Annotated in this window: 9 protein-coding genes and 1 riboswitch; of the genes, 5 read left to right on the forward strand and 4 right to left on the reverse strand. The window is 43.3% G+C overall.

Features of this window, described 5'->3' with window-relative positions; genetic code table 11:
* Positions 1 to 16: 16 nt before the first annotated feature.
* Complete coding sequence (locus F0342_RS18690) at positions 17 to 607, forward strand: helix-turn-helix domain-containing protein (protein WP_149157364.1); 591 nt, start codon at positions 17 to 19, stop codon at positions 605 to 607.
* 366 nt (positions 608 to 973) lie between these two features.
* Here the strand turns inward: F0342_RS18690 and F0342_RS18695 are convergent, their stop codons facing one another.
* Positions 974 to 1,762 carry a DUF2935 domain-containing protein gene (locus F0342_RS18695; protein WP_149157365.1) on the reverse strand — a complete coding sequence of 263 codons (789 nt, stop codon included), beginning with the start codon at positions 1,760 to 1,762 and terminating at the stop codon, positions 974 to 976.
* A gap of 150 nt (positions 1,763 to 1,912) precedes the next feature.
* A riboswitch (Lysine riboswitch) is annotated at positions 1,913 to 2,089 on the forward strand.
* Between the two features lie 112 nt (positions 2,090 to 2,201).
* Here F0342_RS18695 and lysA point away from each other — a divergent pair.
* On the forward strand, positions 2,202 to 3,488 hold the full coding sequence (gene lysA, locus F0342_RS18700) for a diaminopimelate decarboxylase (protein ID WP_149157366.1): 1,287 nt from the start codon (positions 2,202 to 2,204) through the stop codon (positions 3,486 to 3,488).
* A 274-nt stretch (positions 3,489 to 3,762) separates the two neighbouring features.
* On the opposite strand, the gene F0342_RS18705 is transcribed toward lysA, so the two are convergent.
* Positions 3,763 to 4,512 carry a GTP pyrophosphokinase gene (locus F0342_RS18705; RefSeq protein ID WP_395940702.1) on the reverse strand — a complete coding sequence of 250 codons (750 nt, stop codon included), beginning with the start codon at positions 4,510 to 4,512 and terminating at the stop codon, positions 3,763 to 3,765.
* A 374-nt stretch (positions 4,513 to 4,886) separates the two neighbouring features.
* On the opposite strand from F0342_RS18705, the gene F0342_RS18710 reads away from it, so the two are divergent.
* Positions 4,887 to 8,609: a S8 family peptidase gene (locus F0342_RS18710; RefSeq protein ID WP_149157368.1), complete on the forward strand. Its 3,723-nt coding sequence runs from the start codon at positions 4,887 to 4,889 to the stop codon at positions 8,607 to 8,609.
* Between the two features lie 75 nt (positions 8,610 to 8,684).
* Here F0342_RS18710 and F0342_RS18715 read toward each other — a convergent pair whose 3' ends face one another.
* Together F0342_RS18715 and F0342_RS18720 are read right to left on the reverse strand one after the other, a co-directional pair.
* Positions 8,685 to 9,590, reverse strand: coding sequence for an ABC transporter ATP-binding protein (locus tag F0342_RS18715; RefSeq protein WP_149157369.1), 906 nt, complete (start codon positions 9,588 to 9,590; stop codon positions 8,685 to 8,687).
* Complete coding sequence (locus F0342_RS18720) at positions 9,591 to 10,292, reverse strand: ABC transporter permease (RefSeq protein ID WP_262481807.1); 702 nt, start codon at positions 10,290 to 10,292, stop codon at positions 9,591 to 9,593.
* A gap of 161 nt (positions 10,293 to 10,453) precedes the next feature.
* Between F0342_RS18720 and F0342_RS18725 the strand changes: the two genes are divergently transcribed.
* Together F0342_RS18725 and F0342_RS18730 are read left to right on the forward strand one after the other, a co-directional pair.
* Positions 10,454 to 11,170, forward strand: coding sequence for a response regulator transcription factor (locus tag F0342_RS18725; protein WP_149157371.1), 717 nt, complete (start codon positions 10,454 to 10,456; stop codon positions 11,168 to 11,170).
* Between the two features lie 7 nt (positions 11,171 to 11,177).
* Positions 11,178 to 12,848 (forward strand): sensor histidine kinase, encoded by a 1,671-nt coding sequence (locus F0342_RS18730; RefSeq protein WP_262481808.1) that lies wholly within the window; start codon positions 11,178 to 11,180, stop codon positions 12,846 to 12,848.
* The last annotated feature ends 144 nt before the right edge of the window (positions 12,849 to 12,992 follow it).

Raw genomic sequence — 12,992 nt, forward strand, 5'->3', positions numbered from 1 at the left:
AGAAAGAGGTAGGAATATGAACAATGACGGTTTGACTTGGCAGGACCCGGAAAAATTGGCACGCCATGTCGGAATGACACTGAGACATATACGACATGAGCGAGGCCTTAACCTTCAGGAGATGGCAGCCATGACCGATGTCAGTACTTTGACACTGGGCAAGATCGAAAGGGGAGAAGCGAATCCATCTTTGACGATCATCTGGAAAATCGCGAATGGTTTAGCAATCCCGATATCCGCCCTCCTCGTTGAAAAACAAGAAGTCCAGATTTCCAGGAAGAACGAAGGAAGCAAAGTGATCAGTGCCAATGAGTCCTTGACCCTGGAGCCGATGTTCACATCCTCAGGCTATGGTTCGTTGGAAACCCACAGAGCCTTCCTGAAACCGGACAGTGAGTACAGTGCCGATGCCCACCAGCCAGGGGTGGTTGAATTTGTCACTGTTATGGAAGGAAGGGTACGTGTGAAAGTGCAGGATGACGTATTCGAACTTGGTCAGTATGACTCGATCAAATTCCATGCGGATAAAGGACACAGCTACATCAATATGGAATCAACGGAAGCAGTCCTGCATTTTGTGATGATTTACACGGGAAGAACAGATTGAAGCTTATCGATGGGGATATGCTTCTTTTTTAGGCGAAAAGCCTTACGGTGGAGGTTATTTTGGACCATCCGAAATGACATTTTAGTGAATTTTACTCAATTCGTTCAGGTGATTCCATCAAAAAATTTCCTCAACCCTTTCATTAAAAAATCCCCGGATTCAATTTCCGGGGATTTTTCTTAATCCAGTTTTATTTCGAAAGGTTTCAAGTTGATTGGCTTATCATTCATTCTCAATGTCTCGAATGGGACAATTAGTGAGTAGTCAAAGTTTGCACCCTGTGGTAATCCATAAGTGGATTGAAAACGAGGGTATCCTTTTCCACTGATTTCATTTTAGCATTTCTTCCAATGTAATTCGTTTAAACTAAAGCCGCTGCTTTGTAGGATCACAGTCCGGACCTTGCTGGCTGGTTGCTTCTGCGAGTTTCGTTAAGTAATAGCATTCTTCCCTCAGCATATGATCGGCCATTAAAGCGGCGAAGGTACCGAGTGCGGCCTTGCTTAATTCCATCTCTTCAATTTCATCCAAGAATCCCATAAACAGCTTCATCTCAAGTTTGACATCGTCATTGAACCGTTCGAGAGCAGGGAAGTGGGTCACTTCTGTTCGCAGGAATCCTGCCATTTCAACGGCCTTTAAGTAAAAGGCTTCAAAATCTGTTGTGAATTCATCACTTTGCATCTTGATTTGTTTTTCAACTCGGTCCATATTGTCGGAGATAGCTCCAGCATGCCCTGCCGCATCTAACAGCCAAAGGAGATGATGGTGGAGCTCGTGGAAAATTGGCGGCTTTTCACCTTTGGTCAAGTACTTCAAGACGCGGAGGTATTCTTCGAGCTCATTCACCATATGATTTAGGAATGTGGGGCCGAGACCCATGCCGATATCCCCTGTTAAATGACGTGCAATCAGTTCAAGTTTGAATTTCCTGAAGCGGCGGCTGACCTCTTCTGCCTGTCTGCTTAAAGAAATATCGGGATTTTTCTTCGAACGTTCCAGCAGTTGATCCCACTCCTCTTTAAAAGCATTGGCGGCAGTGATGGATTCTTTTTCTTTTGGAGCCAGGGAGTCATGGATAAACCGGGCATGATCTCCAAGCACCTGTAGCCAAAAACCATGTTCAAATCGAGCGGCTTCTTGATAACTTGGCATCTGTATCCTCCTAAGATAGTTTCCTTGTATATGTATTAAAAGAATCTTGGAAAAATGTCCGCCAGCTCGTCCAATGTGGTGAGGTGAAAAACCATTGACAACCATTTTAAGAGAATGATATAGTAATTCCAATAAAATAATAAATCACTCTCTGATAATAGAGGCGCGAGTATGATGAGTACCTTCTTTGAGAATAATGGATTCCGGGATAAGTTGGGAAAGGCAGATCGCCGAAGCAGAAAATAGCCAATTCTATTTTTTGTTGGGCCAGCATTGAAGAAATGTTGGACTGTCACAATGAAAAAGTTGTGGAGCACTATTGAAGAGATGTTAATACATAGTCTTCATCATGTGCTGGAACTTTTGATGATAAACCGTATGAGCATCGCTTCATACGGTTTTTTGTGTTTTTTTAGAGAGGGTCAAAAGGAGTTAGGATATGAGTACAATTGATGTGAATGTTCATGGAAATCTTGAAATCGGAGGGATGAGCACGGGTGAGTTGGTGGAAGCCTATGGGACGCCTTTAATGGTCTACGATGAAGGAATGATCCGCGGGAATGCGAGATTGTTCAGGGATGCTTTCAATGAAAGTGATCTGAAGTATCAGGTGGCGTATGCAAGTAAAGCGTTTTTATGCAAAGAGATGGTGCGACTGGCTGAACAGGAAAATTTATCTCTGGATGTTGTGTCCGGAGGGGAATTGTATACGGCCCTGGAGGCGGGGTTTCCGCCATCGCGGATTCATTTCCATGGGAACAACAAGTCGGAGGAGGAGCTGCTCATGGCTCTCGAGGCTGAGGTCGGCTGTTTTGTCGTCGATAGCTTCTTGGAACTTGAACTGCTCCATGACCTGTCCAAGGAACGTGAGCAACAGGTTCAGATCTTGATCAGGGTCACACCAGGCGTCGAAGCCCACACCCACGAGTACATCACGACGGGACAGGAGGATTCGAAATTCGGATTCAGCATTTCTAACGGGCAGGCAAGTACGGCGATTCAACTGGCTATTCGCAAGCCATACTTCTCATTCCTTGGTCTGCATTCCCATATCGGATCCCAGATTTTTGAACGGGAAGGGTTTGATCAGGCGATTCAGGTGCTGGCTGATTTCATGCAGCGGATCCGTATCGAATTGGATGTGACGATGCCGGTGCTGAATATAGGCGGAGGATTTGGTGTCCGGTATACGGAAGAAGACCAGCCCCTGCCGATTCCAACTTATGTGAAATCTATTACCGATAGTGTGAAGACCTATTTTGCAAAGAATGAATATCCTCTCCCTGAAGTTTGGGTGGAGCCGGGCCGAAGCATGGTGGCCGAGGCGGGTACGACTTTGTACAAAGTGGGATCGAAGAAAATCATCCCGGATGTGCGTACGTATGTCGCGATTGATGGAGGGATGACAGATAATATCCGCCCGGCTTTGTATCAGGCGAAATATCATGCGGTCCTGGCCAACCGTCCACAAGAGGAATGCACGGAGCTAGTGAGCATCGCAGGGAAATGCTGTGAATCCGGTGACATGCTGATCTGGGACCTGATGCTGCCACCGACGAATTACGGCGATATTCTTGCGGTGTTCAGTACAGGAGCCTACGGGTATTCGATGGCGAGCAATTATAACCGTATCCCCCGCCCGGCCGTTGTGTTTGTGCATGATGGGGAATCACGAGTCGTGATCGAACGTGAATCGTATGCAGATTTAGTTCGGAATGACCGATAAATAGGGTAGGTCTTCCCTTCCAGCATTTGAATGGGTACTAGTTCCTGCCCTGAAAGTCCATAACTCAAACACACATCTGTATATAATAGAAGGCTGCGTCTAATGAGACGCAGCCTACTATTATATATATTCATAAATCCTCTTCCGAAAGTATTATAAGTAATGGATGCACCTACCTGTTGGAACATAAGGATAGGTACTCTGTCCCGGTCTGAAGATCCAGGTTCGAATTACAAAGACGATGAATTAAAGAATGCAAGCCTTCTTTGTATTGTCAATCCTCCTCTTTTGAGAGTTGCGTCAGAAAATGATGAACTTCATTCGGAGTCATAAAACTCGAATCCTCTCCATCCTCTTTTTTTAATATATTGATTTCATGATTGAGCTGTTCCATCTTGCGATCAAGTAAAGCCGCCTGTGTAGCGGCTTCCTTTAACCCATTCTGGATATGAGCAGGAATCTGTTTGTTATATTTGTAGTAAATTTTATGCTCTAGGCTTGCCCAGAAATCCATGGCGATTGTGCGGATCTGAATCTCCACATACACGACTTCCACGCGATCCGTCAAAAAAATCGGAATCTGCACGATGAGGTGAAGGCTTTGATACCCATTGGGCTTCGGAGTCTTGATATAGTCCTTCACTTCCACCACTGTAATGTCATGTTGGGATTGAATCAAGGCCGACACCTTATAGATATCCTCGATGAACGAGCAGGTGATGCGTATGCCTGCAATATCCCGGATTTTTTCTTTCATCTGATCAAAGGAAGGTTTCATGTCCTTCTTTGACATCTTCTTCAGGATACTTTCAGGGGACTTTAGGCGGGTCGAAATATGTTCGATCGGATTGTATTCATGGATGACCTGGAATTCTTCTCTTAAGATATTGATCTTTGTCCGGACCTCTTCAAGGGCGAATTTATATGAAAGCATGAAGCGGTTCAGGTTTGTTCTCAGTTCTTTGAGGTTAATCTCGTTCACGTTGGCTGCTCCCTTAGATTGTAATGGTATCAGTATATCCAATTTCACCCCTCGACATCTAGTAAGGAAAAGTGACAAAAATGTATCTATTTTCATAAATAAGTTGAATGGAAACCAAGAGTCGCTTTGAGAGTAGTTCTCTACTCCCGCAAAATAACCCCAATTGAGAAATGGTTGTGCTGAGACTTACAATTTAATTAACCACAGACATACAAAATTACTCCTAGAGAAACAAGCTTGCATCCCCGTATTAGCATACGACTATGTAAATAAGGAGGGGACACTGACGAATCTTAAGCTTGGTAGTCTACTTAAATATTTTTAGGACTACATACCTTCTTAATTTTATCCTCAGCTAGAATCTACTCATATATGAATCAATTAACAAATGAGTTTAATAGAATAGGAGAATGTTCATGAAAAAGCTCAACGTGAAACCACTTCTTGTTGGATCGATTGCTGCGACGATGATTTCAGGTTCGATGTTCCAGGTAGATGCGCTTGGTATCTCCTCCAAAGGGAGTGAACTAGAGTCAAAGGTAGATAAGAATGAAGCAATCAAAGGGGAACATACCATCACCCTCATTACTGGTGATGTGGTAAAGGTGTCGACCCTCCAAAATGGCAAACAAATCATCAATGTGGAGCCTGCTGACAAGAATGGCGAAGGTGTCCGGGTTATGACCATCAAAGACGAAACATTTGTATTCCCGAACTCTGCCATGCCTTATATGGCCGCAGGAAAAATGGATGAAGACTTATTTAATATTACTAAATTGATAGAGTATGGGTATGATGATAAGAATCAAGCGTCTGTACCTGTCATCGTAGAATACAAAGAAACCAAGGCTAAGACTTTCTCAGCTGTTCCTGCTCCAAAAGGATCGAAGAAAGTAAGAGACTTGGAAAGTATTAATGGAGCGGCCCTTTCTGCAGAGAAGGAGAAGGCTGAAACATTCTGGAAAGACGTAACTGTTCAAAGCGACAAAAAAGAATCGGAAAATACAGCCCAATTTGAATACGGCGTCGATAAAATCTGGCTGGATGGCCGTGTAGAAGCAGCTCTTGATCAAAGTGTGCCGCAAATTGAAGCGGATTCCGCTTGGGAGCAGGGTTATACAGGAGAGGGAGTCAAGGTTGCCGTACTTGATACTGGGATTGACTCGGAGCATCCAGATATAGCAGGGCAGATTGATGATGCTGTAAGCTTCGTACCTGGTGAAGAAGTGAAGGACGTAAATGGTCACGGTACCCATGTTGCTTCAACCGTTCTTGGGACAGGTGCAGGTGATGGTAAACATAAAGGTGTCGCACCTGATGCCCGCTTACTGGTAGGGAAAGTTTTAAGTGATCAAGGATTCGGGCAGGATTCCTGGATCATTGACGGAATGGAGTGGGCTTCTGAGAATGCTAAAATTGTCAACATGAGTCTTGGAAGCGATATGCCGAGTGATGGGACAGATCCAATGGCAGAAGCCGTGAATCGATTGACAGATGAGAATGGAACTTTATTCGTCATTGCTGCCGGTAACAGAGGCGGGGAAGGTACAATCGGTTCACCTGGTGCAGCAGATTCAGCCTTGACGGTTGGAGCAGTGGATAAAGAGGATGAACTGGCCTATTTCTCTTCCAAAGGTCCGCGATATGGGGATATGGGACTTAAACCGAATCTTTCAGCTCCAGGTGTGGGGATCGTGGCGGCCCGTTCTCAATACTCCAGTGGGACCGGAGATTACAAGAGTTTAAATGGGACATCAATGGCGACTCCACATGTTGCCGGTGCAGCTGCCATTTTAGCAGAAAAATACCCTGAATGGGATGGAACGACATTGAAACAAGCTTTGATGAATACGACAAAGAAGCTTGATGGTTACCAGCCTTATCATGTCGGAACAGGACGGGTGGACGTAGCTGCTGCCCTGGATTCACAGGTTAGAGCAACAGGGTCTGTCTCATTCGGATTCTTTAAATGGCCTCATGATCAAGCAGCCCCAGTAGCAAAGGTAGTGACCTATACAAATGATAGTGATGAAGAAATCACTCTAGAACTGGAATCAACCTTTACAAATGCTGAGGGAGAAGAGGCACCAAACGGGATGCTGACAGTCTCTGATCAATCCGTTACGGTTCCTGCAGGAGGAACGGTGGACGTGAATGTAACACTCGATTCCACACTTGGAGAATCAGGGTCACGCTACCAAGGATTCCTGACAGCCATAAAGGACGGAACAGAACTTGTACGTACGACGATGGCGATGGTCAAGGAGGAGGAAAGATATCCTCTTACATTGAATGCAACTGATCGTGACGGATCGAAAGGACAGGCTTATGTCGTACTGTTTAGTGAAGAGATGCAGCCTGAAGTATTTGGCGTAGATGGAACACTCGAGCTTCGACTGCCGCCTGGCACTTATTCCGCCATGTCCCTAATGGATGTCGATGTGGACACGGATCACGCCGGAGTAGCCCTTGTTGGAAATCCAGAAGTGAAGCTGAACGGTCCTAAAACCGTCGAGCTTGATGCACGAAAAGCGAAGGAAATCAAAGTAGAGGTACCGAAGAAAGTAGAAGCGAATTATCGACGTATGGAGTATCACCAAACCATCGGTGACATGCCAATGACGAGTTTATATTTAATGCCGGTATGGATTGATAAGATGTATGCTGTTGCAACCAAAGAGGTGAAGACTGGATATTTTGAGCAGCTCACTCGTTGGCGTCTGACAAAACCACTGCTGACAATAAACTTTAAAGGAAAAGAATTGGATGATATCCCGTTAGCAGGAAGCACCTTATTGGATGGAAAATATAATCTGTCCACCGTGTATGCCGGAAAAGGAAGTGCTGCAGACTTTGATCGATTGAAGGCAAAAGGAAAGGCTGTCGTAGTGGATCGAAATGCAGAGGTGAGCGTTTCACAACAAGCAACAAATGCCGCAGCTGCAGGAGCAAAGCTGGTTATCATTGTGAATAATGAAGATAAAGAATTCAGCGTTTATGCAGGAACTCCGGAATATACAGACAATCCACTAGCAGTTGCTGCCATTAGTAAAAAAGAAGGGGATAAGCTTGTAAAGGCGGTCCGTTCAGGGAATATAAAGCTGAAGGTGGAAGGGAACACTGATTCTCCATACGTGTATGACCTGATGGATGTTCATGAAGGATCCATCCCGAAGGACTTGACTTATGCACCAAAGGGCAAGGATTTAGCGAAAATCGATTCCCGCTACAATTCACATATTGATACGGATGGGGGAGAATTCCGATATGACCTTCGTCCACATACAATGGGTGCGGTAGGTTTCCTTCAAAAGCTTTCCATGCCGAGTGCCCGTACTGAATATGTATCGGCTGTAGAAGGTACAGGCTGGTATCACCAGGCAAATGTACTTGATGCAACGTGGGAGATCCGTCAACCACTGGTTACGTATACAAAAGGACAAAAAATCACAGAGAACTGGTTCTCACCTGTTGTCCGTCCAAGTTTGGGGCAAGGCTACTGGGCTCCTGAGCGCCAAGGTGATTCTCTTATGATCAATGTCCCTGCTTGGGCAGATGGAGGGAAGGGTAACACTGGAGGCACTGAATATAATGAGTCTGTGAAAAATCAAACCAGTCAACTGTATCAAGGGGATACGTTAGTGAAAGAAGGGAAAGGTCAGGCAATCTACGCTTTCGATGCCGCGCCGAAGGAACGCACTCAATTCCGATTTGTTACAGACGCCAAACGGGATGAAAATCGCTGGAACACATCCACCCGTACCCACTCGGAATGGACTTTCTGGACAGAAGCATCGGATGAATGGAGATATGATCTGCCATTCCTGACTCTTGACTATCAGGTGGATACCGACGTCAACGGTGATGCCCTAGCCAACCGCCCGACAAACCTTGAGCTGGAAGTCGGCAAAGTGGAAGACGCAATCGGCTACGGAAACGTGGAGGGTGCTACCTTAGAGGTGTCCTTCAACGAAGGGAAGTCATGGAAGAAAGTGAAGCTTAACCGTGACGGAGACATATTTAACGTCACAATCAAGAATCCTAAGAACGCAACGAATGTTTCATTGAAGGCAAGTGCTTGGGATGATGAAGGAAATAAGATCACGCAAGAAATTATTAAGGCTTATGGATTGAGATAGGATTATAGGAAGAAGATGCCTCATTCATTTTAAGGCATCTTCTTCTATTCCTATTAATTATTAGAAATCGTTGATTTATGCCTCCAAGAATATTTCCTCCAACGAAGGTTCTTCTACTTCAACCCGTAATACGTCCACCTTTAATTGATTTAGGGCACGGATAACCTCAGCGATCTTATTTTCCGAATTTACATTCAGGACGAAGTGAGTTTCCGTTGATTCTAAATCAGTGCCATTTGACTCCAGCCAATGGTACAGGTTCACTTTTTCATTCATCGGAATGGTGGAGTGTTTCACTTTTAACGTAATGGTCGACCGGTAGAACGATCTTAGTTCATCGATGGTGCCGATTTTGACAATTTGCCCGTCCTTCATGATGGCCATTCTTGTGCAAATCTTCTCTACCTCATCTAAATTATGAGACGTCATAAAAACGGTTTTTCCCTTTGATTGCAATTGTTGTATCAGCTTCTGGATTACAATCACCGATTCTGCATCTAATCCCGAAGTAGGCTCATCGAGGAAGATGAGTTCAGGGTCATGAATGATAGCCATGGCGATACCAAGTTTCTTTTTCATTCCAAATGAAAATTTGGAGGTTTTTTTATGGGCATGTTTTTCAAGACCGACCTTCTTCAAGACATCTATACACTGAGACTTCGATACTGGCTTTCCTGATAAAGCGGACAGCATTCGCAGATGTTTGACAGGAGTCAAAGAGGAGTAAAAAGTTACATAATCAGGCATTACGCCAATTCTTTGCTTTATTTTATCATTAGGATCTTTCTCTCCAAGGAGTGAGTACGAACCTGAAGTAGGATGAATGATCCCAGTCAGGGTGTTAATGAAGGTGGATTTCCCTGCACCGTTCTTTCCTAAAAATCCAAATACCTCTCCTTTCTTCACAGTGACCGTAATTCCCTTGACAACTGGAGCTGCTCCATAGGACTTTGTTAATTGCTGTGTTTCAATAACGTTCATTTAACATTCCTTCCTTCTGAATAATAAGTGTGTTAATCCAATCATCATACCGGACAGCAGCAGAATCACCAGGAAGGTAAAGTCCTCCCGGTTTAAATAATAATAAGGGTTCAAGTACTTCATCCAGGTGAACCAGGGGTTGGAGGTGAAGACCAACCAAAACGATAATGCAGGAAACATCAATCCGACGATAACCCCAAGAAACATCGTAAATGCCGGTTTCGGTATTAGCGTGGATACCAAAAGAGTGAAAGCAATTTGATAAGTTAGCAAACTCATTAATTGTGAAAATATAAAGAGATCAAATCGATGAGAAAAAATCACGATCAGCACGTGGGATACAACTATACATGAAAACCAGAATGTCCAGATCCCTAAAAATTTCCCGAAAACAATCGAAGTTCGGGATGTTCTTGAAACGAGAAATCTCATCGTTCTTTCATGTGTCTCCCTGTTCATCGTATCGTGGGAGAGCCCCATGATGAATAGCTGCCCAAACAAAATGACCAATACTAACAATCCAAAAACATGAATGTTTTCGGTTTCCTTGGGTGAAAGTTCTATACCGCTCACCAGAAGGGTGGAAAACTTCGCTGAATAATAGGACGTTACCAAAAAGATACCGATAATAATAAGTGACTTAACCCCTGTAAATAATTGAAGAAATTCTTTCCTTGCTATAATGTACACTCGATTCCCCATCCTTTTCATTTGAAATAATGTGTCTTTTCTCTGTCTACCGTCATTATAACGTTCAACTCTTAATCTCTACGAAAATCCTCCTTAATTTTTCCTTAATTATTAAATATTGAGAATTGAGGTGTTATGATATGGGTTAGATTAAAATGAATAGGAGAATGACCATGAAAGAAGCCCGACTATTAATTGTTGATGATGAATCAGCTCTTATACATATGCTTGAAACCATTCTGAAAAGAGAGAACTTCCCTAAAATTGATACAGCATCAACGGCGGAGGATGCATTGAGTTTATGCAAGAAAAATAGATATGATTTAATTCTATTAGATGTAATGCTGCCGAATCGGAGTGGCTTCGACATCTGCCCATTTATCCGTGAGCACACGGATGCCGCCATCATCTTTCTTACAGCCAGATCATCGGACTTGGACAAGTTATCAGGTTTCGCCCTTGGAGCGGATGATTATATAACAAAGCCTTTTAATCCTCTGGAAGTGGTTGCTAGAGTAAAAGTCCATTTAAGACGGCAAATTGGCACGCCAACAGTATCAGACCACCTAATCTATCGATGTGGACCGATTGTAATCAATACAAGCTCAGCAGAAGTAACGGTTGAAGGAACTAAAGTTGATTTACCGGCTCAGGTGTATCAGCTTCTATTATTCTTTTGTAAACATCCGAATCAATTATTCAGTAAAGGACAAATCTATGAAAACGTATGGGAAAATGACTATTTAGGTGAAGAGAACACAGTGATGGTACATATTCGAAAGCTTAGAGAAAAAATAGAAACCAATCCCAGTAAGCCGGATCACCTTGTTACTGTAAGAGGACTTGGATACAAGCTTGTAACAAACGGAGGGAACCATGAACATTCATAAACGGTTCATGTTTCATTTTTTCGGACAATTGATTCTGACCGTTATCTTTATAGGGGCTCTTGTTATGACCTTATTTGCCACCATCGGATTTTTGGTCATGGAAGAAGAAGTGAAAGATGATCTATCTGAAGCTGGCAGCCTCTATTTTTCCAGTAATGTAGAGGTAGATGGAAGGAACGTTCATTTTAAAGAAGAGTTAAAGACACTGGTGCGTGAGCAAAATGGCTGGCTGATTATTTATACAACTGATGGTGTTCCAATAGGATCCTATTTAACTCCAAAACGTACGGAGGAAGAACTCTTAAAAGAGGGAACTGGCACAGACTATCACTATTGGGATCTTGATCTACCGGACTCTCAAACCTATGTCCTCATATATGGAAAGAAACACCCAAATCGAAATCTGATTCAATACGTGAGAGAAGATATCAAATGGAGTCAGGGGAGGCTCTCACTCACAGAAGATACCATGCAAAGGATGAAAAAAGAAAACGCATGGGTACAGCTTCTTGATTCCAATGGAAAAGTAGTCGATGATTATGGCACGGAAAACGAACCTGACTCTTATTCTTTCAGGAACCTTCTCAATTTGGAGAGTAAGGAAAATGTCTCAACCTTCATCGATGAAAAGTCAAAGCAAAAAATCCTTGTTGGTATTCATTCGTACCAAACCTTACCCTCGCAGAAACGAAATATTTTCAAAGCCTTCACCAGTGGTGGACTCATCCTATTATTGATCCTTTTTACTCTACTGATATTAGCGACATTATGGCATGCGAGAAAATTTGGACTGCCTTTGCTTACTATGATGAAATGGATCAAGAATTTGAGTGATGGCGTTTACGAGCAGCCACTTGATGACCAGGAACATCCGATTATGTTGAAGAAAAATGGAAGGCTTAAGCGAAAGTATCGACTTTATAAAGACCTCATCACCAATCTGTCTCAGTTGAACGAAACACTTCATCATAATAAGCGTCATGAGAAACAGATGATTATGACCCGTGAAGAATGGATCAGCGGGCTTTCCCATGATTTAAAAACACCGCTCTCATCGATTTCGGGATATGCCCATATGCTTGAATCGGCGTCTTACACGTGGTCAAAAGAAGAGACAATGGAGTTTGCGGGTATAATCAGTGAAAAATCCGAATTTATGAGGGAGCTATTAGATGATTTAACCCTAACGTATCGGCTTAAAAATCAAGCCCTGCCAATTTCGAAAGAAAGAACCGAAATGAATGAGATTGTGCGTCGAACGGTCATACAATACATTAATGATCAGGCAATCAGCGATAAGGAAATTTTGTTTGAACCATATGATGGATCCTTATATGCTGAAATCGATCCAAAATGGTTTCAGCGCATTCTGGATAATGTTTTAGCTAACGCCATTCACTATAATCCATCAGGAACGAAGATCACTGTGTCTCTTCAGTCCATTGAACATCACCTGATCATGATCACAATCCTGGATAATGGAAAAGGAATGGATACAGAAACACTTGATAAACTTTTCCAACGCTACTACAGGGGAACAAGCACAACCAAAACGACTAGCGGATCAGGGCTGGGTATGGCCATCACTAAGCAACTTATTGAGTTGCATGGGGGTTCCATCAACGTAACCAGTACTCCTGGGAAAGGAACCAAGGTGAGAATGATCGTTCCGGTGTGAACTCGCGAAAATGTAGAGAAAAGGAGAATCTATCAGGACCATCTTTGAAACTTTTTGAGCATCGATTCGTATAGCATAATGATCAATTTTGTAAACGGAAATCGCTCGTAAGTAGAGGAAGTGTCTTTTTGAAAGTAAGTACTT

The sequence above is a fragment of the Bacillus sp. CH30_1T genome, from assembly GCF_008364765.1.
Classification (GTDB): domain Bacteria; phylum Bacillota; class Bacilli; order Bacillales; family Bacillaceae_B; genus Rossellomorea.

Coding starts and splice junctions, on each gene's coding strand:
- F0342_RS18730 (WP_262481808.1), top strand. CDS start 11,178: ATGTTTCATTTTTTCGGACAATTGATTCTGACCGTTATCTTTATAGGG.
- F0342_RS18720 (WP_262481807.1), bottom strand. CDS start 10,292: ATGGGGAATCGAGTGTACATTATAGCAAGGAAAGAATTTCTTCAATTA.
- F0342_RS18710 (WP_149157368.1), top strand. CDS start 4,887: ATGAAAAAGCTCAACGTGAAACCACTTCTTGTTGGATCGATTGCTGCG.
- F0342_RS18715 (WP_149157369.1), bottom strand. CDS start 9,590: ATGAACGTTATTGAAACACAGCAATTAACAAAGTCCTATGGAGCAGCT.
- F0342_RS18695 (WP_149157365.1), bottom strand. CDS start 1,762: ATGCCAAGTTATCAAGAAGCCGCTCGATTTGAACATGGTTTTTGGCTA.
- F0342_RS18725 (WP_149157371.1), top strand. CDS start 10,454: ATGAAAGAAGCCCGACTATTAATTGTTGATGATGAATCAGCTCTTATA.
- lysA (WP_149157366.1), top strand. CDS start 2,202: ATGAGTACAATTGATGTGAATGTTCATGGAAATCTTGAAATCGGAGGG.
- F0342_RS18690 (WP_149157364.1), top strand. CDS start 17: ATGAACAATGACGGTTTGACTTGGCAGGACCCGGAAAAATTGGCACGC.